Below are 21,770 nucleotides of genomic sequence, written 5' to 3'. Positions count from 1 at the left end.
AACGTCTTCATGACCTACATCGTGTAGGCCCGCGAGGAGCATAAGACAGGATCACGGAAGGAGGTGTTCTTTCCTCCTGCAGAGATCATGCTTATGTCCTGAGCTTCTAGCTGTTGAAGCTGGATTAAGTAAAAAGCTGAAGGGCCTTGCCCAGGAGCGAAGAGCATAAGACGAATACTCGGAGGGAGGTGCTTTTCCCTCCCGCAGAGTATTTGCTTATGACTCAAGCTCCTAGGAGCCGAAGCTAGATTAAGTAAAAAGCTGAGGCGACTGTTCAGCTCCGACAAGCATAAGAGGAGGCACGTAGGGAGGCGCTCTTTCCTCCCGTAGTGGCTACACTTATGACCTCGAGGAGCTAGGAGCCGAAGCTAGATTGAATAAAACACCTGAAACTAACTTAAGGAACGAAAACTAAAAGCGCCACATCGTGTGGCAACGTCTTTGTGACCAACATGCTGTTGGCCTCCGCAGAGTATTTGCTTATGACTCGAGTTCCTAGGCCCTGAAGTCGAATATAATAAAAAAGTGCTGAAGCTAGATTCAATACAAATCTAGCTTCAGCACTTTAATTTAGAACAATCTTTATCTTCTTTTACGACCTAAACCAATTGCGTTTTTCATTTTTCGTAATGTTTTATTAGCAGCTTTATTTGCCTCGAGAGCTCCTTTGTCGAGGATTTCATCCAATTCAGGGGAATTCAGTAATTCCTGATGACGTTCCTGAATAGGTCGTAGTGTTTCAACCACTACATTGGCAACCTCTGCTTTAAAATCTCCATATCCCTTACCTACAAAGCGTTTTTCAATGGATTCTATGCTTTCACCGCTTAGTGCAGAGTGAATGGATAGAAGGTTTGAAATACCTGGTTTATTTTCCTTGTCGAATTTCACGATTCCTTCTGAATCCGTAACCGCACTCTTGATTTTCTTCTCAACCTGCTTTAGATCATCTAATAAAGAAATAGTTGATTTTTTATTTGGATCGGATTTGCTCATTTTTTTGGTTGGCTCCTGTAAAGCCATGATTCGCGCCCCTGAAGCAGGTAGTTGGATATCAGGGATTGTAAAGACATCTCCATATTTTTTATTGAAGCGTTCAGCAATATCACGTGTCAATTCAACATGCTGTTTTTGATCATCGCCTACTGGAACAATGTTGGTTTGATATAAAAGGATATCAGCAGCCATCAATGGAGGATAAGTCAGAAGACCGGCTGAAACAGATACCTGTGATTTAGATTTATCTTTATATTGAGTCATTCGCTCAAGTTCACCAATAGAAGTATTACATTGCATAATCCATCCGGCTTCTGTATGAGCGGGAACCTCAGATTGGATAAAAATTGTCGCTTTCTCAGGATCAATCCCAACAGCCAGATAAAGGGCTGCAAGATTTCGAATGTTCTTTCTTAGTTCGAGGCGATCCTGCGGAACCGTAATCGCATGGTGATCAACTATGCAAAAGTAACAATGGGAATCATTTTGCAATTCTACGAACTGCCGTAATGCTCCTATATAATTACCAAGGGTCACCAGACCGGTTGGCTGAATGCCAGAAAAAATAATACTCATTTTCATTCTCCTTTCAATATAAAAAATCCCATTCGTCTCCACTATTAAAAGGGACGAATGGGATTCGCGGTACCACCCTAATTGTTTACGTTCTATACATAAACCACTCAGGAATATCCAAAAAGATATTCTTGCCCAGTAACGCGGGCAAACGTCCTGTCATACTGTCATTTTTCCTACAGGAGGCTTAAAAGTCCATTCAGGTATACGGGCTGTTTGTTCGCAGCAACCACAAACTCTCTGAAAACCTTGTACTACCTTACTACTCTTTGTCATAGCCTATAATAAATATTAAGTAATGATATTCTACTTAAACCTGATTAGAAAAGCAACTATCCAAAGAAAATAATTGAGCAAATAAAGGTAATGACACATGAAAAGATACCTGCATAAAGTAAAGGGCTAGTCCAGGAAAAGGTAAGTACCTCCATATTCGGGCCTTTATCTTTAGAATCGCCTTCTAGTTCAGATATATATTCTTCTTTTTTTGAATTGATTTTCCAGAATTTTTTAAACGAGTAGGAAAAGAAAGAAAAGAAACCTCCTCCTATTACATATAGGAGAGCGCCGGCACAAACATAAAAGAGGCCTATCATAAAATAGCTATCAATCAATGAAAGCAGAAAGGGAGTTTTTATATTAATTGAATAGATAATTGAAATTAGAAGGCTGATACCGTTTAATAAAAGAAATTTTTTTTGTGAAGACTTCATGGGTTTCCTCCGAATATAAGTTGTTTTATAAAGTGTATTTAAATTTTATACCAATAATTTAAAAATTAAAAGTTGCAAGTTTATTTATAAAATTTTATTATATTCATAACGTTTCATTTTAATTAAATATGCTTTTCTGGTTGGAATTATCTGAAAAATATAATTTTTTTGTTTTTATAGGATATTTTACCCAGACATTGGTGTATCAAGGTTTGTTGTTAATTCTTGTATTCGAAATGACATATGTTCGTAAACAAAATGTAAAAAAATGATTGCAAAAAATTCTGAAACGTTTTATGATTGGTTACGAAATCTTCTGAAAATTAGAAGAGTAAAAAATAGGGAGGTCATTTACTAGTATGAAAGCAAAAAAAATCTCATTATTTCTTGTAATGATTCTTGCTTTGAGCACTTTCCTTGCAGCTTGTTCCGGCGGAGACGAAGAGACAGGTAGCAATGATAAAGGTGAAGGCAAGAAAGACGTTGAACAAGTACTTAACTTAGTGGAAACTTCTGAAATTCCGTCTATGGACACTGTAATGGCTACTGACTCGGTTTCTTTCAACGTTATGAACAATACGATGGAAGGTCTTTACCGTTTAGGTGAGGGAGATAAAGTTGTTGCAGGTGTTGCTGAGGGAGATCCAACAGTAAGTGAAGATGGAAAAACTTTCACTATCAAACTGCGCCAAGATGCTAAATGGTCAAATGGTGATCCTGTAACAGCTCACGATTTCATTTATGCTTGGCAAAAAGCTGTAAATCCTGATACTGCTGCTGAATATGCATACATGATGTATGTAATTGAAAATGCTGAAGAAATCAACACTGGTAAAAAGAAAGTGGAAGAGTTAGGTGCTAAAGCGCTTGATGATTACACTCTTGAAATTAAACTAACAAATGCTATCCCTTATTTCCAATCTCTACTTTCTTTCGGAACATTCATGCCACAAAATCAAAAATTTGTTGAAGAACAAGGCGAAAAATTTGGTCTTGAAGCAGATACAACACTTTATAATGGACCATTCACGATGTCTGAGTGGAAACATGAAGAAAGTTTCACACTTTCTAAAAATGATCAATACTGGGATAAAGATACTGTAAAGCTCGAAACAATCAATTTTAAAATCGTAAAAGATACTAACACAGCCGTAAACTTATATGAAACAGGTAAAATTGATCGTGTAGGATTGACTGCTGAAAACGTTGATAACTACAAAGATAGCGAAGAATTCGGTACGGAAAAAGATACTTCTGTATACTTCCTTCGTTATAACCAAAAGAACAAAGCATTAGCAAATGTTAATATCCGTAAAGCAATTGATATGGCTTATGACAAAGATGCTTTTGTAAAAACAATCTTAAATAATGGATCTGTACCTGCATACTACTTGGTACCAAGTGATTTTGTTAAAGGTCCGGACGGAAAAGATTTCCGTGAAGCTAACGGAGATATGAACGTTACAAATAAAGATGAAGCTAAAAAGCTTTGGGAACAAGGCTTGAAAGAAATCGGCGAATCCAAAGTTGAGCTCGAATTGCTGAATTATGATGGTGACTCTGCTAAGAAAACTGGTGAGTATATCAAAGAACAGCTTGAAACTACTCTTCCAGGACTTACAGTTGGCCTTAAGCAACAACCATTCAAGCAAAAACTTGAATTAGAATCTAAAGGTGATTATGACTTCTCTTATGCTGGTTGGGGTCCAGATTATCAAGATCCTATGACTTTCATCGATATGTTCGTAACTGATGGAGCTCATAACCAAATGGGATACTCAAATCCTGAGTATGACAAATTGGTCGAAGAAGCTGGATCTACATTATTAAGTGATTTGCCAGCACGTTGGGAAGCTCTTCAAAAAGCAGAAAAAATCCTAATTGAAGAAGATGCGGCCATCAGCCCACTTTATCAACGCGGACTTTCATTCCTATCGAAGGATAAAGTTAAAAATCTATACAACCACGCCTTTGGCGGAGATTACAGTTACAAGTGGGTATCAATCGAGGAATAATAGCTCGTGTGCCTGAATGGGAGAGTGCATGCCTGAAATGGCCATGTGCTCTCCTTTTCCCTAGTTATAGGAGAAAATTCAGAATAGAAAAACAATTGCCAAAAACTGAAAAAGGGGGGCTAATAATGCTGCGATATACATTACAACGGATATTCTATATGATTATTACTTTATTTGTTATTACAACTGCTACCTTTTTCTTGATGAAAATGCTGCCGGGATCTCCGCTGAAAAATCAGGAAAAGCTTACTGCTGAACAAAAAGAGATTATTTATGAAAAATATGGACTGAATGACCCAGTGCCGAAGCAGTATGTCACTTATATGACAAATTTAGTTAAAGGGGACTTAGGTACTTCTTTCCAATATGACAACAGACCGGTTACAGAATTAATTGCTACACGGATTCCAAATTCTGCCCATCTGGGTTTTCAAGCTTTGCTGTTTGGAACGATTGTTGGCCTAATGTTAGGAATAGCTGCTGCACTGCGTCATAATACATGGATAGATTATGGTGCCACTGTTATTGCTGTCCTGGGTGTTTCGATCCCATCCTTCGTTTTTGCAGGATTTTTACAGTATTTCTTAGCCGTTGAAAATCAAATCTTCCCGGTTGCTTTCTGGGATGGATTCGAATATACGATTTTGCCAACACTGGCGCTTTCCGCTGGGGTTATAGCAAGCATCGCTCGTTTTATGAGGTCTGAAATGCTAGAAGTTATGGGATCGGATTATATTACTCTTGCAAAAGCAAAGGGTTTATCTGGTGTAGCTGTAGTATTTAAGCATGGTATAAGAAATGCATTGATTCCAATTATTACGATTCTTGGACCAATGGCTGTCAATATTATGACTGGAACACTAATAATTGAACGAATCTTTGCTATTCCTGGATTAGGGGAACAATTTGTTAACTCTATTAATATGAATGATTATCCAACCATTATGGGTACTACGATTTTTTATAGTGCACTATTTATTCTTGTAATCTTCTTGGTGGACATCATGTATGGAATTGTTGATCCTCGTATCCGCCTTGCTGGGGGGAAAAAATAATGGAAAATAATCTAAAGACAGAAAACCTTTCTCCAGAATTATTTAAGGTTGTAGGGCAAGAATCTCATGAAGCAGAGAAAATCGTTCGCCCCAGCCTAACATTTTGGCAGGATGCATGGAGACATTTACTTAAAAATAAAGGTGCAATTTTTGGACTTGTCATGGTTGTGATCTTCGGTCTTTTAGCAATCTTTGCACCAATGACGTCTGGTTACACATATAAGCAACAGGACATAGCAAATTCTAAATTGCCGCCTCGTGTTCAGGGGTTGGAAAATATCAGCTGGCTTCCATTTGATGGTACAGATAAAAATGGTGTGAATGTCTATGAAAAAAATGGTATTGAAGACAGATATCACTGGTTTGGTACAGATGATTTAGGGCGTGACCAATGGACAAGGGTTTGGTACGGCGCAAGGATTTCCTTGTATATCGCTATATTGGCAGCCGTAATTGAGTTTTTCATTGGTGTAACCTATGGAGGGATATCCGGTTTCTTTGGAGGCAGAATTGACGCTGTCATGCAGCGTATTATTGAAGTGCTCGTCGGTATTCCATATCTAATTGTTGTTATTTTAATGATCCTAATTTTCGAAAAACCTGGGGTAATTTCGATTACACTCGCCATGGTTATAACCGGTTGGATAGGAATGGCTCGGATGGTTAGGGGGCAATTCCTGAAATTAAGAGATCAGGAGTATGTTTTGGCTTCGAAAACGCTAGGTGCTTCAAATAGAAGCTTAATATTCAAGCATTTACTACCAAATGTATTAGGACCCATTATTGTTACATCGATGTTTACAATTCCGGGAGCCATATTCACCGAGGCATTCCTAAGCTTTATTGGTCTGGGAATTGCTGCACCTGAAGCTTCTTTGGGTTCTTTAGTAAATGACGGTTTTAGATATATAAAATCATATCCATATTTATTGATCATTCCATCCTTAGCTATCAGTATACTAATCTTAAGCTTTAACTTATTGGCTGATGGTCTCCGTGATGCGCTTGATCCAAAAATGCGAAAATAATAGGGAAGGAGAATTATAATGGAGAAATTACTTGAAGTAAAAAATTTGCATGTCTCCTTCGATACCTATGGTGGTGAGGTTAAAGCTGTACGTGGAGTTAGTTTTGACTTGTTCAAAGGAGAAACATTGGCAATTGTTGGAGAATCCGGTTCCGGAAAATCCGTTACAACAAAGGCATTAATGAGATTAATTCCGAATCCTCCAGGACGTATAAAAGAGGGACAAATACTTTTTGGAGAAAATCGTGACCTTGTTAAAATGACTGAAAGAGAAATGCAACGAATTCGCGGTAAAGAAATGTCAATGATATTCCAGGATCCGATGACTTCTTTAAACCCAACCATGAAAGTCGGTAAGCAAATTATGGAAGGGTTAATCAAGCATCAAAATTTAAGCAAAGCAGCTGCCCGTGAGCGAGCTATCGAGCTTTTAAGATTAGTAGGGATTGCCCAGCCTGAAATTCGTATGAACCAATATCCTCACCAATTCTCAGGCGGAATGAGACAGCGTGTAGTTGTAGCGATTGCTCTTTCATGCAATCCAAAAGTGCTGATTGCAGACGAACCAACAACAGCCTTGGATGTTACCATTCAGGCCCAAATACTAGAATTAATGAAGGATTTACAAAATAAAATTGATACATCCATTATCTTTATTACACATGATTTAGGAGTTGTTGCGAACGTAGCTGATCGTGTAGCGGTTATGTACGGAGGACAAATTGTTGAGACTGGAACGGTAGATGAAATTTTCTATGATCCGCGCCATCCGTATACATGGGGGCTATTATCCTCAATGCCTAGCCTAGATAATAGTGGGGATGTTGAGCTTACAGCGATTCCTGGTACTCCTCCGGATTTGATTCATCCACCGAAGGGGTGTCCATTTGCACCAAGGAATCCCTATGCTTTAGCAATTGATTATGAAAAGGAACCGCCTATGTTCCAGATTTCAGATACTCATTTTGCAAAAACTTGGCTCCTACATCCTGATGCACCAAAAGTAAATCCACCGGAGCTAGTCCAACAGCGTATTCGCCATATGGCCTCCAATTTTGAAAAACCTGTACAAGTAGGAGGGGTTAACTAATATGGCTACAAAAGAAAAAATTATCGAAGTCAAAGGACTTAAACAATATTTTAATGTTGGTAAACCGAATATGGTTAAAGCGGTGGACGATGTATCTTTTGAAATCTATAAAGGTGAAACATTCGGTCTGGTGGGAGAATCTGGATGTGGCAAATCTACAACAGGGCGATCCATTATCCGTTTATATGATTTGAGTGGCGGAGAAGTCATTTTTAAAGGGAAAGAAGTCCATGGCAGAAAATCAGGTAAGGATCTAAAGCAATTTAACCGAGGTATGCAAATGATCTTTCAGGATCCTTATGCTTCATTAAATCCTCGTATGACTGTGGGCGATATTATTGCTGAAGGCATTGATATACACGGATTAGCGAAAAATAAGGAAGAACGTATGAAACGCGTATACGATCTTCTTGAAACGGTTGGACTTAACCGTGAGCATGCGAGTCGTTATCCGCATGAATTCTCTGGTGGTCAGCGTCAAAGGATTGGGATTGCCCGTGCACTCGCTGTGGATCCTGAATTTATTATTGCCGATGAGCCAATCTCAGCGCTTGATGTTTCCATTCAGGCACAGGTTGTTAACCTTCTGAAAAAGCTTCAAAAAGAAAAAGGGTTAACATATTTGTTCATCGCGCATGACTTGTCAATGGTGAAATACATCAGTGACCGTATTGGTGTTATGTATTATGGTAAATTGGTAGAAGTTGCAGACAGTGAAGATCTATATAAAAACCCAATGCATCCATATACACAATCTCTACTTTCTGCGATTCCTCTGCCGGATCCGGAAAGTGAACGCACGCGTAGAAGAAAACCGTATAATCCGGACGTTCATGGTTATGATGAAAATGAACAACTAGAAATGCGTGAGATTGCACCAGGACATCATGTATTGTGTTCATTAAATGAATTTGAGCAATATAAAAAAACATATATCAAAAAAAATTAGTATGAACCGTTTGTGGTTCACGAGTCTTATTTGGAATATGTAGCAAAAAGGTTATCCTTCTGTGGATAGCCTTTTTGATGTATTTTTGGAAAAAGAGGGAAGTGAGATGTTTTTTCATATTTATAGGAGGTATAATAATAGTGACATGAAGGAGTGATGTGGGGGATGAAATTGGTTAAAAAAATGGCAGTGTTAATGTCAATCCTAATGATAGGGACACTGTTTACAGAGGTATCATATGCTGCTACAGAGGCTGAAAAAGAGTTTTTACTACATAGTGGACAGAGTATTGTTCTAGAAAACAAGGAACTTCCTGAGGGGATGCAACGATTTATAAAAGAATCGAAATATTCATTTACATATCCTGATGCAGTAAGAGGCATTTATGTGACAGGAAATTCTGCAGGGGGCAGTAAATATAAAGAACTGGCAAAATTAGTGGATACAACAGATTTGAATGCGATGGTGATTGATATAAAAGATGACTTCGGTAAATTAACCTATAAACCAGATGCATCTAAGCCATATGCTGAAGCTGGAACAAATCTAATTAAAGATCCAGATAAATTATTAAAGGATATGGAAAAAAGAGAAATCTATCCGATTGCCAGAGTGACGGTTTTTAAGGATAGTTATTTGGCAAATAAAAAACCTGAATGGTCATTTTTAGATGGAAAAGAAGTATGGAAAAATGGCAGAGGAGAATCATTTGTTAACCCATTTGTAAAAGATGTATGGGAATATAACGTTGAGATTGCAAAAGAAGCAGCTGAAATGGGTTTTCAGGAAATTCAATTTGATTATGTTCGCTTTCCCGAAGGATTTGAGAATCGCGATAAAGAATTGAAATACTCAGTGGGTAATTACGGAGATAAAGCTGTAGATAATGTTCAGCATCGAGTAAATGCTGTTACAGACTTTGTAGAGTATGCTAAGAGTGAATTAGAGCCATATGGAGTAAAGGTATCAGTTGATATTTTTGGCTACTCTGCTACTCTTCCAGAAGCGCCTGGGATAGGACAAAACTTCTCTAAGATATCTGAGCATGTTGATGTCATTTCTTCTATGATCTATCCGAGTCATTGGACATCCTATTTTGGAATTGCCAAGCCAGATTTAGAACCATATAAACTTGTAAAAGAATACGCAAAACTAGAGAATAAAAAATTGAGCAGTTTAGAGAGTCCGCCAATCTCCAGGCCTTGGATTCAGGATTTTACGGCACCATGGCTAGGTAAAGGAAATTATAAGCAATACGGAAAAAAAGAAGTAGAAGATCAAATTAGAGCGTTAAAAGAAGAAGGAATCAATGAGTATTTATTATGGAACTCAGGAAACCGTTATACCTCCGGAGTAGACTATAAACAATAATAAAATCATATAAGCTGAAACAAAGGATTGGCTAAAAAAAGCCAATCCTTTTCTTTAGCTTATTTCATACTCCAATCGGGTGAGAATTTTTATTAGTAATGTATAATTTGGGGAATTTTATCAACAGGTTCTTAAGAAGTAGAATACTGGCTGCATCCGCCATTTATAATAATGTTTAAAGCCAGTGATGATTATGCAGTTTATTTCGCTACGCGAATACAGCTCTGTTAGGAAGGTTAAGAAATTGAAATGGTTATTTGTTTTTCTTGCCGCCAACCTTATTAAATCCGGTTGTTGATCTGTTCGTTTGTATCACAAACTCAGAACGCTTGTGCCTGCCGAAAATCAGATTTCCAATACCATTTGTTAATGGACCCATAAAAGCAGTTAGACCAATAATTAAAAAGGATACCAATATAAAATCAAGGATATATTCGCTCATTCGTTCCTCCTTTTATATTTCGACTGTGTAAATTTCTTTACATTTTTATTGTAATAGATTAAGAAGTGGGAGAAAAGGGAAAAGGTAACTTGGTTGCTAAATTTTATACATTTAATAAAATATATCACCTTAGAAGATAGAAAAAATCATGCGAATAGGCAGGATGCTTGTTCTAAACTATTAATCCATGAGATAGGTAACACCTATCATTTAACAACCTATAAGAATATGTATGAATGTAAAATCAAAATTACTAGATACGAACTAGATAAACAAAGGAGCAGATACATCAGATGAGTTGGTATAAAAGATTGCGTGAATATTTTCCGGAAGAGGAAATGAAATCAGAAGAACATATAAACATGCTGTTAAATCATGGCCAAAAGGACTACTTCCTTGATAATGGGAAAAATCATATTTTATTATATGCAGAGAAAGAGAACTTTATCTTTGTTGATTACTTATATGTGATGGGTAATGCAAGAGGAAATGGTACAGGAAAAAAGGTTTTGGACAAACTGAAATTGAAGGGAAAACCAATCTTTTTAGAAGTAGAGCCGATAAATGAGTCGGAAGAGGATTCAGAGAAAAGATTACGATTTTATAAACGAGAGGGTTTTAAGCATGCGAATACCGTCTCCTATGTTAAAAATTCACTCGCTACAAATAAAGATGTAGAATTGGAGATTCTTTATTGGAGTCCGGAAGCAGATAAGCATATGGATCAAGAGGTATTAGATGGAATGAAAGAAATCTATCGTGATTTGCATACTTATAAGGATGAAGAATTATATGGAGGGAAATACCGGCCAACTGAGAAAGCCTTGAAAATAAAAGAAAATAAATCTGATATTTTAGATGAAATAACAAGCTGAAGATTTAACTTCAGCTTGTTTTCTTTTTACCTCAAATGTTTAACGGCTTCGCTCTAGGGTATATAAATAATAGAAATTATTTAAAAAAAGAGACACAGGCCAAATGAAATAGGGCAAAGGAATGGAGTAATATAACAATTATTTCAATAATATGATAGTAAGGTTAATGTTTAGTAAACCCGGAAACATTTTCTAAAAAATCTCTACACATTCCATTATTAATCATGTATAATAATTTTATATGTTCCTTAATTATAATTATTTTAATTTAGATAGTATCATAAGCATTGTGAAATGTTAAATATATAGCTCTAACGGGATAAGGGAACTTAAAGAATAGGGAGAGTGACAGGGAATGGTTACACTTTACACATCACCTAGCTGTACGTCATGTAGAAAAGCAAAAGCTTGGTTAGAAGAACATGATATTCCATATAAAGAACGTAATATTTTTTCTGAATCATTAAGTCTTGATGAAATAAAAGAGATTTTACGTATGACTGAAGATGGTACCGATGAAATCATTTCAACACGCTCGAAAACTTTTCAAAAGTTAAATGTAAATCTTGATAATTTACCTTTACAGGAATTGTTTAATATCATCCAACAGAATCCCGGATTATTAAGAAGACCAATTATCATTGATGAAAAACGTCTGCAAGTTGGTTACAACGAAGATGAAATCAGACGATTTTTACCTCGTAAAGTAAGAACATTTCAACTTCGAGAAGCACAGCGCTTAGTTAATTAATTTTTATATTGTTCATAAACCCCCTTCCTGGACAGCGAAGGGGGTTTTGGTGTATCTTAAATTATTAGACATAATTATTTTATGAAATATAGGCTTTTTGTTTCCCACTATTTACTATTTATCATAAAATATAACTACCACCTGCTTTATAAAAAGAACATCCATGATTAACATTTTTAAAAACAGGGAAAAGATATAACAACCTAGTTTGGGGGTATATCCCTTCAATTACCTCAAACCAGAAGGGAGAGAGTGAATCATGGAAATCGAACGTATTAATGAGAATACTGTAAAATTCTACATTTCATATGGGGATATTGAAAAGCGAGGCTTCGATCGAGAAGAGATCTGGTATAATCGTGATCGAAGTGAGGAACTTTTCTGGGAAATGATGGATGAAGTGCATGAAGAAGAGGATTTTACTGTTGAAGGCCCACTTTGGATTCAAATCCAAGCACTTGAAAAAGGGTTGGAGATTTTAGTTACTCGAGCGCATCTATCCAAGGATGGCCATAAATTCGATTTGCCAATTGATGATCCCGCCAATTCCGTTGATGTGAAGATAGAGTCTATGCTTGAAGAGCATTTTCAAACTAACCAAGCAATAGATGAGCAAATAACAGAGGATGATACATTGGAATTTGTCCTTTCATTTAAAGACTTTGAAGATGTCATTGCATTAAGTAAAACGAACGGAATTCAAGGAGTTGTGACCAAGTTATACTCCTTTGAAAATATATATTATTTGTATGTAGAATTTCCAGATGGAGAGTTTGTGGAAGAAGAGATTGATAATAAGCTATCAATTATACTTGAATATGCTGATGAATCTCCTGTTACAATCCATCGTCTTGAAGAATATGGAAAAGTCATTATACCTAAAGATGTATTCTCGACTGTAAGCCAATACTTTTCTTAATACTCATTAATTGAAAGCTGATTTCCACTTGGAAGTCGGCTTTTTAGTTCTTAAATTGGTCTGGAATCACCACATTGAGGACCCCCTATTTAGAAAGTGTGATTGAAAAACTAATCGAGGGTTTGCGTCATTCAGACCATATTGGGGTATAGATAATGAAAGTTTTCAATGAAAAATGGATAAGGTGAGGATTATGAAGAATTTTATTAATGTTCTTTTATTTATCGCAATTTTAGGGATTGTGGGATTTATATATCAGAAAAATTCCGATGGGGATTATATTCAATATGGAAGTATATTATTTACAATAACTGTTGTTTTTATTGGATTTATTATATTCCTGGAAAATCGTCATCCTGCACAGACACTAGCATGGTTAATCGTTTTGGGTGCTTTTCCGGTAGTTGGATTCTTGTTTTATTTGTTATTTGGAAGGAATTTTAGAAAAGAAAAGATATTTAAGAAAAAATATTTTTTAGATAAGCAAAAGTATATGGATATTACAGGGGAAAGTGAGAAAAGATTATTAAGATTAGATAATGAGAATCATGATTATAGCCAATTGTTTAATCTAGCTGATCAGATTGCCAACACCCCTATCTCTTTATCTACGGAGACTAAAGTTCTTACAAATGGAAAAGAAACATTTAATTCTATTAAAGAAGCTTTATTGCAAGCAAAACATCACATACATATGGAATATTATATTGTTCGCCATGATACCTTGGGGAATGAAATTAAAGACATACTTATTAATAAAGCGAAAAACGGGGTGAAAGTTAGATTTCTTTATGATGCAGTCGGATCATGGACTCTTTCAGGGGAATATATTAAGGAAATGAGAAAATGGGGGATTGAGGTAGTGGCGTTTGGCCCTGTTAAGCTCCCCTTTTTAAATAATAAATTTAACTTTAGAAACCATCGAAAAATTGTTGTAGTGGACGGAGATATTGGCTTTGTTGGTGGTTTAAATATCGGTAATGAATATTTGGGTAAAGATGAGAACTTTGGATTTTGGCGTGATACCCATTTGAGGTTAAATGGAGAAGGAGTCCGCAGTTTACAATTAATCTTTTTGCAGGATTGGTATTACATGACCAATCACAGTTTCTTAACAGATGAGTATCTTGCTCCTGTAACAACAGATCATGAAAAAGGGCATCATGGGGGAGTACAAATAATTGCAGGTGGGCCTGATAATGAATACAGTACCATTAAAAATATATTCTTTTCTATGATTGTTTCTGCAAAAAAATCAGTTTGGATTGCCTCCCCTTATTTTATCCCAGATGAAGACATATTTTCTGCCTTGAAAATTGCTGCTCTAAGTGGTATTGATGTTCGCTTATTAGTACCTAGTAATCCGGATAAGAGAATTGTCTTCCATGCTTCGAGGTCCTATTATCCTGATTTATTGGAGACAGGAGTTAAAGTCTATGAATATCGTGAGGGTTTCTTGCATTCAAAAATCATCATTGTAGATGGAGAACTTGCATCTATAGGTACCTCAAATATGGATATGAGAAGCTTTCACTTGAACTTTGAAGTCAATGCGTTTCTCTATAAGACCGATAGTGTACAAACATTAGTAAATGATTATCTACATGACTTATTAGTTTCGAATGAGCTGCATATTGAGGTATTTAAAGGTAGACATTTCGGTATGAGAATGATGGAATCATTATTTAGACTACTATCACCGATGCTATGATGAAAAAGCTCCGCCTAGTTGAAAAGTTCAACAGATGGACATATAGAGTTCATTTAGAATGAAGGTTTATTAAATAGATAACGAGAATTTGATAGGTATCCTATAGGAAAAGGAGCCTGTACATGCTGGTTGCAATTAATAAAGAAGATAAACAAATTCATGCCAACCAAATTATAAAGAGACACGAGGAAGAGTATCGCTGTCCTGCTTGCCGGAAACGTGTGATATACCGTTCCGGCCCGCGGACGATTCCCCATTTTGCTCATCAAACAAAGGGGAATTGCCAAGCAGCAACTGAATCTGAAACAGCAGATCATCTATCAGGGAAAAATAATTTATACCGTTGGTTAAGAAGCTGTCAGTTGGATGTTGAACTGGAGAAATATATAGCTATCATAAAGCAAAGACCTGACATTTATGTAAAGAGGAAAAATCAATATTATGCAATCGAATATCAATGTTCATCTATTCATGAAGAGTTATTTTTGAAAAGAACAAAAGGATACTTGGATGCAGATGTTGTGCCTATCTAGATTTTTCACAGCCACTTCATTAAAAGAAACGGAGTTTATCTGTGGAGGCTAAATTCACTCCTTAAATCTGCTCTTAGAAAATCTTCATCACCTTTTCTCCTCTTTCACAACCCCAAGCAAGCAAATTCCATACTGGCATTTGTGAATATTATACCTGTCTCAATAGAACAATGCTTCGGTCAGATGGTATTGTTATCTGAGGGAATGGATCTGGAAAGTATCTTATCTCCACCCAAGCAAGAAATCCCTTATTTAAACGATTGGTTTAAAAAACGTACTCTGCAACTTATGAATGAAATCCGTTTTAAAGGCTTGCAAAGTAAGCTGATTAAAGAATTATATCAGGTTGGGATATCTCCGTTTAAAATCCCTGAATTTGTTGGTGTTCCATTGTTAAGCGGCTGTATGTATGGAATGCCGGCGACTGTCTGGCAAGGATTAATCTATATCGATTTACTGAATTGCTTTAACCTGCATGGAAGAATCAGTGAAGCATGGATTCGGTCAAGATTTTTGGAAAGAATAAAGAAGAAGGATATAATTTTAAATCAATGCCCTTTAATGAGCCAGGATATATTTACCGCATTGAAAGAATATCTGAGATTCCTTGAAAAAATTGATTATTTGGAAAAAATAGATGTAAATCATTATATAATAAGAGAAGACTTCATTTTAGACGATCATTTTGAAGAGATAATCAAATTGAGGTTATTCGATTTTTATGAAGGGAATTAAAGGTATTATGAAGAACTTTATGAAAGAAGCAAATGATTGGAGGGAACTGCATGGCTGCAGATATTAAACAATTACCTGAAAGAAAAGATATACCTGTAGAAGATACTTGGAGACTGGAGGATATCTTCCCAAGCGATGAAGCATGGGAGAAGGAGTTCAAGGGCATTTTGGCTGAATTGCCAAAAGGCGATCAATATAGAGGGAAATTAGATGAGAGTGCTGATACCTTATGGCAGGCTTTGCAATTTCAGGATATGATTACTGAAAGACTTGGACGTTTATATACATATTCTCACATGAGATATGACCAGGATACCGGTAATACATTTTATCAGGGAATGGACGACCGCGCCCGGAATTTATATTCTCAGGCTGCCAGTGCTTTTTCGTATATTTTACCTGAAATCCTTGCAATTAAAGAAGAAACAATTAATCGGTTCATGCAAGAGAAAAAGGAGCTTTCCTTATATGAACAAACTTTAAAAGAGATCAATCTGCAAAGACCCCACGTTCTATCAGCAGAGGCAGAGGCTTTATTGGCTCAGGCATCAGAAGTGATGGGAACTGCATCCAATACTTTTGGCATGTTAAATAATGCCGACCTTCGTTTTCCTACAATTAAAGATGAGAACGGGGAAGAGGTTGAACTGACTCATGGAAGGTACAGCAGATTTTTGGAGAGCAGTGATCGTAGAGTTCGTGAGGAAGCCTTTAAAGCGATGTATAAGACATATGGACAGTACCGAAATACGTTCGCAAGTACATTATCCGGGACAGTGAAGAAAGATAATTTCTATGCAAAGGTACGTCATTATGATTCTGCAAGACATGCAGCTTTAAGCAATAATAATATTCCGGAAACCGTATACGAAAATCTAATCAATTCCATTCACAACAATCTGCATTTACTACACCGTTATGTGAAGCTTCGTAAAAAACTTTTAGGTGTGGATGAATTGCATATGTATGATTTATATACACCTTTAGTGAAAGACGTGAAGATGGATATTTCCTATGATGAGGCTAAAGAATATATTCTAAAAGGGCTTGAGCCTTTAGGTGAGGAATACATCAATGTATTAAAAGAAGGGTTCGAAAACCGTTGGGTAGATGTTCACGAAAATCGCGGTAAACGAAGCGGCGCATACTCCTCAGGTTCATATGGAACTAATCCATATATTCTAATGAACTGGCAGGATAATGTTAATAATCTTTTCACATTAGCTCATGAATTCGGCCATTCTGTACACAGTTTTTACACACGCAAAAATCAGCCATATCCATATGGTAATTATTCGATTTTCGTAGCTGAAGTAGCATCTACTACAAACGAAGCCCTGTTGAATGATTATTTGCTTAAAACAATAGATGATGAGAGCAAGAAAATTTATTTATTAAATCATTATCTTGAAGGTTTTAGAGGAACAGTATTCCGTCAGACGATGTTTGCGGAGTATGAACACATTATTCATAAGATGGCACAGGATGGAGAAGCTCTGACTGCTGAAAGCCTAACACAAAAATATTATGAGCTTAATAAAAAATACTTTGGTGATGATATTGTTATTGATGAGGAGATTGGTTTGGAATGGTCAAGAATCCCTCATTTCTACTACAATTATTATGTATACCAATATGCAACTGGATTCAGTGCAGCAGCAGCGTTAAGTAAACAGATTTTAGAGGAAGGGCAGCCGGCTGTTACGCGCTATATTGAATTCCTAAAAGCAGGCTCAAGTGATTTCCCAATTGAGGTTCTTAAAAAAGCAGGTGTAGACATGACTTCACCGAATCCGGTTGAAGAAGCTTGTAAAGTTTTTGAGGATAAATTAAATGAGCTGGAAGCTCTTTTAGATAAATAAAAATAATTCGAGGATTTTTTAAACCACCCCTTAGAAGTTAGACACCAATTTAACTTTTAAGGGGCGGTTTTTTTAAAATGGAATTAAATGCTGAAATTAAACTTAATGATTCCAGTACTAGTAACTCTAGAGGAGGGAAATAACCCTTGGAGGAAAAAGTTTTACACAATCCAAAAATTGAGGATCTTAGTGAAATTAAATTAGTAGGTTTTCGAGTTTTATGCGATGGCGAACAATATCTAAATGAAATTCCAAAAGCAGCACAACTTCTTAATGAACGTATGAATGAAATTCAACAGGTTACCAATTCATCTGTACAATAGGGGCATTTGTTGTTGATAACTATTCAGAAACTGAAGATGGTTATTGGATATGTGTTCAAGTTAACGAGTACGAGGATATACCGGATGATATGGTTTGCTTAACGATTCCGCCTCAAAGATATGCTGTAGGCAAACATAATGGAGCTAATTATAGTATTAGAGATACATATGCAAGATTACACGCTTGGATTGAAAAAAACGGATATGAAAGACAATTAGATAAATGGCATTTAGAGAGGTATCATAGTTGGAATAATAAAGATAATCTAATTATTGAGTTATTGGATACTATTACAGAATCTTAAACTCTAAAAGTAAGTGCAGGCCAATCAAGAGAACTCGCCAATTTTCTGCGAGCTCTCACTTTAATTTATAACTATAACCGGTAGTTTTAGGCCAACTTAAGGCTTTTAGAATCCCTTGAATTTTTTTTGATAACCAAGACTATAGATAAAGATGAAAAAAGAGAGAAACAAAATAGGTGACGATACATAGAGAGGAATGATCCGCATAATCCCAAACAGCTGCAGGGGAATAGAAAATAAAACTAATAGGATTAAACTGCAAATATAAATTTTTTTCATAGAAATCATCCTTTATTACATAAGATAATTTGTACTGATTTCTAAAGAATATGGCAGAGGATAACCAAGTATGCAGTAAAAATGTCAGAAATGTGAATTAATGAACAAAGTGCTTGCATATGTGAAGAGAATTTGTTATATTACTATTGTGAAGTTGATCACTAGCAAACATTTACCCCTTTGTTTGACCGTGAAAAATTTCTCCCATCCCCTTTGTTCGTATGAAGAATAAGACTCTGTCCGATTACAGAGTCTTATTCTTATTTATACGGAAAAATATTCTAGGATAATAATTATAATGACGGTTTTTAATCGTTTTCTGCATATCTCCAATACGTTATGTTGGATGATGGTATCCTCTCAACCGTACGCTTCAAGAGTAATTTTTTCATTTCCCTTTCAACTTCTTGCTTATCCATTCGGTAAATAAATGTAATCTCATGAGTATTAATAATTTGAAAATCCTTAATACAGTCCTCTAAAGAGGGGAGTGATTGTGCTTTAGGCGGAAATCCTAACATCTCCTCAAGTATTTGAACATAAACTTCATAAGGGTAAGCCCCTGTTACCTTTATACCTTCATCTTCCATCTTTTGATTAAAGAAGACCAGGCTAGGCAGGTCAGTGACATCCATTTCTGATGAGATTTTTAAATCACATTGAAAAGCTTTTATGGCACTTTCAGAATTGATATCACGTGAAAACTCATCACAATCTATCTTGGCTTTATGAGCGCAGGCTAACAATGTATGCCAATTCGATACACTTTTTTGATCAAGAAATAAAGCCTCCTGAATTTTCTTAAAAAAACGATATCCAGCCTTCTTTCCTTGCATTTCTGCAGCTTTAATCGCGATAGGGGTGATATATAACGAGCTTTCAGGATTGTTGATCCAGATATTATCATCACAGGAAATACCCGACCTGTTTGCAGCTGAAAGGAATGATGGAAATGGGTGCTTAGCATTTGTATGCTTTCTTTCCACTTTTTTGCTAAACACATACTTTAAAGCAAAGTAATGTCCATATTCTAATTTCAGTCGTTTTATAATTCGTTCCAGCTCAAAGCAAATTGAACAAGTAGGATCTATAAATAAATAGATTTCTAATGGTTTTTCCAACGGTTTAAAATATTGATGGACAGACAGCCAATCCTGCCATTTTGGAATTGAAGAGTCATGCTTATTCATAACTATCACCTTTTTGCTGGATATCGTTTGTATTTATCATATGCTCAGCTGTTAAGGTAAGTCTGCCCAGCAGATACTCTCTTAAAGGAGAATCTAACTGAATACTATCCATAGCCTTCTCCATACAGCTCAGCCAGGCTTTTGCACGCATAGGTGTAATTTCAAAAGCAAGATGTCTTGCTCTCAGCATGGGATGACCATGTTCCTTAGTATACAAAGAAGGTCCACCAAGAAACTGAGTAAGAAATTGTTTCTGTTTACGAGCTGTCTCTGTAAGATCATCTGGAAAAATAGGAGCTAGCAGCGGATGCGAACCCACATGATCATAAAATGCATCTATTAATTCAGATAACCGCTCTTTCCCTAATGCATCATATGGAGTTGGATTTTCTGCCATACATTATTCTCCCTCCATGAGTTGATAAGAATAATTTTAACAAGCAAGACTTGAATTATCCAATATACTGCTTTTTTTCCTGATTTTATAAGATTTTGAAGGGTAGATGCTAGCAGAGAAGCTTAGTAGAAGGTTATTGATAGTTCTTCAATTTGCATATATAAGGGGAAATAAAAAACTGTTCATTTTATGAACAGTTTTGCAGGTTTGGTTATTTTATGCGTAATAGGAAGTCATGACTTTATTTACATAGTTTTGCGTTTCTTTAAAAGGCGGTACACCACCGTATTTATCAACATTTCCTGGACCTGCATTATAAGAAGCTAAGGTCAATTCGATATTTCCATTATATTTAGTCATCATGGATTTAAGATACTTGGTTCCACCCATAATATTATCATAGGGGTCCATGATATTGTTTACGCCAAGAGATGAAGCCGTTTTGGGCATTAGCTGCATTAAGCCTGATGCCCCGGCTGAGCTAATGGCATTTGAATTATAGCCGCTTTCCTGCTGTATGACGGATCTGATTAATTTTTCAGGGACGTGATATTTATTGGAAGCTTCTTTTATAATGTCATCGTAGTCCGTATTCTGATTCATGCTTGCTGTACCAGTAGTTGATTGATTAGTAATTGGGACAGGATTGTACGCAATGGACGGAGAAGACGGAATGCTGCTGTTGATTATAGTTGCCAATGTACCTAATCCTGGATTGGCAGCAAGTGCATTATTCGTAGGATGGCTGACGGATGTAAGAACTTCATTCAGCATAGCCTGAAATAAATTGGCAGAAGAAGGTGCCTGAGTTACAGAATTAGTATCTGTTGGTCTCAGGGATCCGAGAGCTTGAAGCTGAATAATGGTATATATGTCTCCTACGTTCATTATGTTCACTCCTCAGTATGGTTTAAAATCATTTGATTATAAAAACGTTGAACTTTATTTTCAGTTGGACGAACCGGAATGCCAGCTTCTGATAAAAGCTGATCAAACTCTTTCTTTCCTTGATCAAAGTTGTCTACTTCAAATTCTACCTCATAATCCTCTATTTGGAAATAGGAGCTATTATCTAAAACGAGCAGGCCGCTCATAAAAGGAAGCTCAACCCGTTTTGTTGTCAAGGTACCAAAATAACGAATTTCTTGTGGGTTGATTTTTAGATTTTTTATTCTTTCAGAGATTTTGCTATCAGGGATACCGCCATCTTTTATGATTTTATTAGCTGTATCAGGGTCTATATCCCAGTTGGTTTCCAGTAAGCCTTTTTGATTTTCAAGAGGCTGTTTAAGGGTCATCTCATAAGATGAATTTTTTTCACGTATACGTAGTGCTGAGGTATATTTTTTTAAGTCAAACGTAACTGTGTCAAAGTAATGATTTTTTTGTACTGTAAAATGATCTGGTTTTATTTTGAAACGTTGCATGAGGTGGTTAAATTCCTCAAATGTCAGCAAATTTTTGAATTCAATTTCGATTTGTTCGCTCATATGTACATCCTCCATGATAAACTTATGTATAACTATTATGACTTTTTCATTAGATAACATCAATCTTAGATATCCGTTTAATCTTTGTGTTAAAATGGGTTTGAGCAATTTAGGGTAATAATTAGTACTAAATGTATTCATTAGCATGGTTGAATAGCGATGATCA

Annotated in this window: 23 protein-coding genes and 1 other annotated feature; of the genes, 15 read left to right on the top strand and 8 right to left on the bottom strand. The window is 36.1% G+C overall.

Annotation, left to right across the window (positions count from 1 at the left end; genetic code table 11):
* Nucleotides 1-582: 582 nt before the first annotated feature.
* Together trpS and AC4BHP_RS09605 are read right to left on the bottom strand one after the other, a co-directional pair.
* On the bottom strand, nucleotides 583-1,572 hold the full coding sequence (gene trpS / locus AC4BHP_RS09610; protein WP_066101468.1) for a tryptophan--tRNA ligase: 990 nt from the start codon (nucleotides 1,570-1,572) through the stop codon (nucleotides 583-585).
* A 46-nt stretch (nucleotides 1,573-1,618) separates the two neighbouring features.
* Nucleotides 1,619-1,857, bottom strand: a binding site (T-box leader).
* A gap of 47 nt (nucleotides 1,858-1,904) precedes the next feature.
* Nucleotides 1,905-2,285 (bottom strand): DUF3899 domain-containing protein, encoded by a 381-nt coding sequence (locus AC4BHP_RS09605; protein ID WP_490551932.1) that lies wholly within the window; start codon nucleotides 2,283-2,285, stop codon nucleotides 1,905-1,907.
* Between the two features lie 359 nt (nucleotides 2,286-2,644).
* Here AC4BHP_RS09605 and AC4BHP_RS09600 point away from each other — a divergent pair, with 359 nt between their 5' ends.
* From AC4BHP_RS09600 to AC4BHP_RS09575, 6 genes are all read left to right on the top strand, one after another.
* A complete protein-coding gene (locus AC4BHP_RS09600) occupies nucleotides 2,645-4,300 on the top strand; it encodes a peptide ABC transporter substrate-binding protein (protein ID WP_066101466.1) in 1,656 nt (551 codons plus the stop codon).
* Between the two features lie 125 nt (nucleotides 4,301-4,425).
* A complete protein-coding gene (gene opp3b, locus AC4BHP_RS09595) occupies nucleotides 4,426-5,355 on the top strand; it encodes an oligopeptide ABC transporter permease (RefSeq protein WP_066101463.1) in 930 nt (309 codons plus the stop codon).
* On the top strand, nucleotides 5,355-6,383 hold the full coding sequence (gene opp3C / locus AC4BHP_RS09590) for an oligopeptide ABC transporter permease (RefSeq protein ID WP_066101462.1): 1,029 nt from the start codon (nucleotides 5,355-5,357) through the stop codon (nucleotides 6,381-6,383). Before opp3b ends, opp3C begins: the two co-directional genes overlap by 1 nt.
* An 18-nt stretch (nucleotides 6,384-6,401) precedes the next feature.
* On the top strand, nucleotides 6,402-7,472 hold the full coding sequence (locus tag AC4BHP_RS09585; protein WP_066101460.1) for an ABC transporter ATP-binding protein: 1,071 nt from the start codon (nucleotides 6,402-6,404) through the stop codon (nucleotides 7,470-7,472).
* Between the two features lies 1 nt (nucleotide 7,473).
* Nucleotides 7,474-8,421 (top strand): ABC transporter ATP-binding protein, encoded by a 948-nt coding sequence (locus AC4BHP_RS09580; protein ID WP_066101457.1) that lies wholly within the window; start codon nucleotides 7,474-7,476, stop codon nucleotides 8,419-8,421.
* Between the two features lie 183 nt (nucleotides 8,422-8,604).
* Nucleotides 8,605-9,792 carry a putative glycoside hydrolase gene (locus tag AC4BHP_RS09575; protein WP_375138407.1) on the top strand — a complete coding sequence of 396 codons (1,188 nt, stop codon included), beginning with the start codon at nucleotides 8,605-8,607 and terminating at the stop codon, nucleotides 9,790-9,792.
* A 253-nt stretch (nucleotides 9,793-10,045) separates the two neighbouring features.
* Here AC4BHP_RS09575 and AC4BHP_RS09570 read toward each other — a convergent pair whose 3' ends face one another.
* Nucleotides 10,046-10,234, bottom strand: coding sequence for a hypothetical protein (locus AC4BHP_RS09570; protein ID WP_066101454.1), 189 nt, complete (start codon nucleotides 10,232-10,234; stop codon nucleotides 10,046-10,048).
* Between the two features lie 293 nt (nucleotides 10,235-10,527).
* Here AC4BHP_RS09570 and AC4BHP_RS09565 point away from each other — a divergent pair, with 293 nt between their 5' ends.
* From AC4BHP_RS09565 to AC4BHP_RS09525, 9 genes are all read left to right on the top strand, one after another.
* Complete coding sequence (locus AC4BHP_RS09565; protein ID WP_139891428.1) at nucleotides 10,528-11,109, top strand: GNAT family N-acetyltransferase; 582 nt, start codon at nucleotides 10,528-10,530, stop codon at nucleotides 11,107-11,109.
* 355 nt (nucleotides 11,110-11,464) lie between these two features.
* A complete protein-coding gene (spxA, locus tag AC4BHP_RS09560) occupies nucleotides 11,465-11,860 on the top strand; it encodes a transcriptional regulator SpxA (RefSeq protein WP_066101447.1) in 396 nt (131 codons plus the stop codon).
* A gap of 259 nt (nucleotides 11,861-12,119) precedes the next feature.
* Nucleotides 12,120-12,779 carry an adaptor protein MecA gene (mecA, locus tag AC4BHP_RS09555; RefSeq protein ID WP_066101444.1) on the top strand — a complete coding sequence of 220 codons (660 nt, stop codon included), beginning with the start codon at nucleotides 12,120-12,122 and terminating at the stop codon, nucleotides 12,777-12,779.
* A gap of 193 nt (nucleotides 12,780-12,972) precedes the next feature.
* On the top strand, nucleotides 12,973-14,490 hold the full coding sequence (gene cls / locus AC4BHP_RS09550; RefSeq protein ID WP_490551931.1) for a cardiolipin synthase: 1,518 nt from the start codon (nucleotides 12,973-12,975) through the stop codon (nucleotides 14,488-14,490).
* 122 nt (nucleotides 14,491-14,612) lie between these two features.
* On the top strand, nucleotides 14,613-15,023 hold the full coding sequence (locus AC4BHP_RS09545) for a competence protein CoiA (RefSeq protein ID WP_490551930.1): 411 nt from the start codon (nucleotides 14,613-14,615) through the stop codon (nucleotides 15,021-15,023).
* 204 nt (nucleotides 15,024-15,227) lie between these two features.
* The gene (locus AC4BHP_RS09540) at nucleotides 15,228-15,758 is read left to right on the top strand and encodes a hypothetical protein (protein ID WP_490551929.1); all 531 of its coding nucleotides are present in this window, start codon (nucleotides 15,228-15,230) and stop codon (nucleotides 15,756-15,758) included.
* Between the two features lie 50 nt (nucleotides 15,759-15,808).
* The gene (gene pepF / locus AC4BHP_RS09535; protein WP_066101435.1) at nucleotides 15,809-17,620 is read left to right on the top strand and encodes an oligoendopeptidase F; all 1,812 of its coding nucleotides are present in this window, start codon (nucleotides 15,809-15,811) and stop codon (nucleotides 17,618-17,620) included.
* 146 nt (nucleotides 17,621-17,766) lie between these two features.
* Nucleotides 17,767-17,943: a hypothetical protein gene (locus tag AC4BHP_RS09530; RefSeq protein ID WP_262366018.1), complete on the top strand. Its 177-nt coding sequence runs from the start codon at nucleotides 17,767-17,769 to the stop codon at nucleotides 17,941-17,943.
* Nucleotides 17,931-18,248: a GyrI-like domain-containing protein gene (locus tag AC4BHP_RS09525; protein WP_306821543.1), complete on the top strand. Its 318-nt coding sequence runs from the start codon at nucleotides 17,931-17,933 to the stop codon at nucleotides 18,246-18,248. The genes AC4BHP_RS09530 and AC4BHP_RS09525 overlap by 13 nt, the downstream gene beginning before the upstream one ends.
* A 105-nt stretch (nucleotides 18,249-18,353) precedes the next feature.
* On the opposite strand, the gene AC4BHP_RS09520 is transcribed toward AC4BHP_RS09525, so the two are convergent.
* The 5 genes from AC4BHP_RS09520 to AC4BHP_RS09500 all read right to left on the bottom strand — a co-directional run bounded on the left by AC4BHP_RS09520 (nucleotide 18,354) and on the right by AC4BHP_RS09500 (nucleotide 21,604).
* Nucleotides 18,354-18,527, bottom strand: a complete 174-nt coding sequence (locus AC4BHP_RS09520) for a hypothetical protein (RefSeq protein WP_490551928.1) — start codon at nucleotides 18,525-18,527, stop codon at nucleotides 18,354-18,356.
* Between the two features lie 308 nt (nucleotides 18,528-18,835).
* A complete protein-coding gene (locus AC4BHP_RS09515) occupies nucleotides 18,836-19,717 on the bottom strand; it encodes a ClpXP adapter SpxH family protein (protein WP_066101430.1) in 882 nt (293 codons plus the stop codon).
* Nucleotides 19,710-20,114, bottom strand: a complete 405-nt coding sequence (locus AC4BHP_RS09510; RefSeq protein ID WP_139891425.1) for a globin domain-containing protein — start codon at nucleotides 20,112-20,114, stop codon at nucleotides 19,710-19,712. The genes AC4BHP_RS09515 and AC4BHP_RS09510 overlap by 8 nt, the downstream gene beginning before the upstream one ends.
* Nucleotides 20,115-20,330: 216 nt before the next feature.
* Nucleotides 20,331-21,002, bottom strand: a complete 672-nt coding sequence (locus AC4BHP_RS09505; RefSeq protein ID WP_490551927.1) for a lytic transglycosylase domain-containing protein — start codon at nucleotides 21,000-21,002, stop codon at nucleotides 20,331-20,333.
* A gap of 5 nt (nucleotides 21,003-21,007) precedes the next feature.
* The gene (locus AC4BHP_RS09500; RefSeq protein ID WP_490551926.1) at nucleotides 21,008-21,604 is read right to left on the bottom strand and encodes a CYTH domain-containing protein; all 597 of its coding nucleotides are present in this window, start codon (nucleotides 21,602-21,604) and stop codon (nucleotides 21,008-21,010) included.
* Nucleotides 21,605-21,770 lie beyond the last annotated feature (166 nt).

This window comes from Pradoshia sp. Z4_20 (assembly GCF_058216035.1).
This window is presented reverse-complemented; position numbering and strand designations above follow the sequence as displayed.

What these genes read in the sequence shown, in the direction of transcription:
- AC4BHP_RS09515 (WP_066101430.1), bottom strand. Translation starts at nt 19,717, where the DNA reads ATGAATAAGCATGACTCTTCAATTCCAAAATGGCAGGATTGGCTGTCT.
- AC4BHP_RS09570 (WP_066101454.1), bottom strand. Translation starts at nt 10,234, where the DNA reads ATGAGCGAATATATCCTTGATTTTATATTGGTATCCTTTTTAATTATT.
- AC4BHP_RS09545 (WP_490551930.1), top strand. Translation starts at nt 14,613, where the DNA reads ATGCTGGTTGCAATTAATAAAGAAGATAAACAAATTCATGCCAACCAA.
- spxA (WP_066101447.1), top strand. Translation starts at nt 11,465, where the DNA reads ATGGTTACACTTTACACATCACCTAGCTGTACGTCATGTAGAAAAGCA.
- cls (WP_490551931.1), top strand. Translation starts at nt 12,973, where the DNA reads ATGAAGAATTTTATTAATGTTCTTTTATTTATCGCAATTTTAGGGATT.
- AC4BHP_RS09505 (WP_490551927.1), bottom strand. Translation starts at nt 21,002, where the DNA reads ATGAACGTAGGAGACATATATACCATTATTCAGCTTCAAGCTCTCGGA.
- AC4BHP_RS09580 (WP_066101457.1), top strand. Translation starts at nt 7,474, where the DNA reads ATGGCTACAAAAGAAAAAATTATCGAAGTCAAAGGACTTAAACAATAT.
- pepF (WP_066101435.1), top strand. Translation starts at nt 15,809, where the DNA reads ATGGCTGCAGATATTAAACAATTACCTGAAAGAAAAGATATACCTGTA.
- AC4BHP_RS09600 (WP_066101466.1), top strand. Translation starts at nt 2,645, where the DNA reads ATGAAAGCAAAAAAAATCTCATTATTTCTTGTAATGATTCTTGCTTTG.
- opp3b (WP_066101463.1), top strand. Translation starts at nt 4,426, where the DNA reads ATGCTGCGATATACATTACAACGGATATTCTATATGATTATTACTTTA.
- AC4BHP_RS09565 (WP_139891428.1), top strand. Translation starts at nt 10,528, where the DNA reads ATGAGTTGGTATAAAAGATTGCGTGAATATTTTCCGGAAGAGGAAATG.
- AC4BHP_RS09500 (WP_490551926.1), bottom strand. Translation starts at nt 21,604, where the DNA reads ATGAGCGAACAAATCGAAATTGAATTCAAAAATTTGCTGACATTTGAG.
- mecA (WP_066101444.1), top strand. Translation starts at nt 12,120, where the DNA reads ATGGAAATCGAACGTATTAATGAGAATACTGTAAAATTCTACATTTCA.
- AC4BHP_RS09520 (WP_490551928.1), bottom strand. Translation starts at nt 18,527, where the DNA reads ATGAAAAAAATTTATATTTGCAGTTTAATCCTATTAGTTTTATTTTCT.
- AC4BHP_RS09585 (WP_066101460.1), top strand. Translation starts at nt 6,402, where the DNA reads ATGGAGAAATTACTTGAAGTAAAAAATTTGCATGTCTCCTTCGATACC.
- AC4BHP_RS09605 (WP_490551932.1), bottom strand. Translation starts at nt 2,285, where the DNA reads ATGAAGTCTTCACAAAAAAAATTTCTTTTATTAAACGGTATCAGCCTT.
- AC4BHP_RS09575 (WP_375138407.1), top strand. Translation starts at nt 8,605, where the DNA reads ATGGCAGTGTTAATGTCAATCCTAATGATAGGGACACTGTTTACAGAG.
- AC4BHP_RS09540 (WP_490551929.1), top strand. Translation starts at nt 15,228, where the DNA reads ATGGATCTGGAAAGTATCTTATCTCCACCCAAGCAAGAAATCCCTTAT.
- AC4BHP_RS09510 (WP_139891425.1), bottom strand. Translation starts at nt 20,114, where the DNA reads ATGGCAGAAAATCCAACTCCATATGATGCATTAGGGAAAGAGCGGTTA.
- opp3C (WP_066101462.1), top strand. Translation starts at nt 5,355, where the DNA reads ATGGAAAATAATCTAAAGACAGAAAACCTTTCTCCAGAATTATTTAAG.
- trpS (WP_066101468.1), bottom strand. Translation starts at nt 1,572, where the DNA reads ATGAGTATTATTTTTTCTGGCATTCAGCCAACCGGTCTGGTGACCCTT.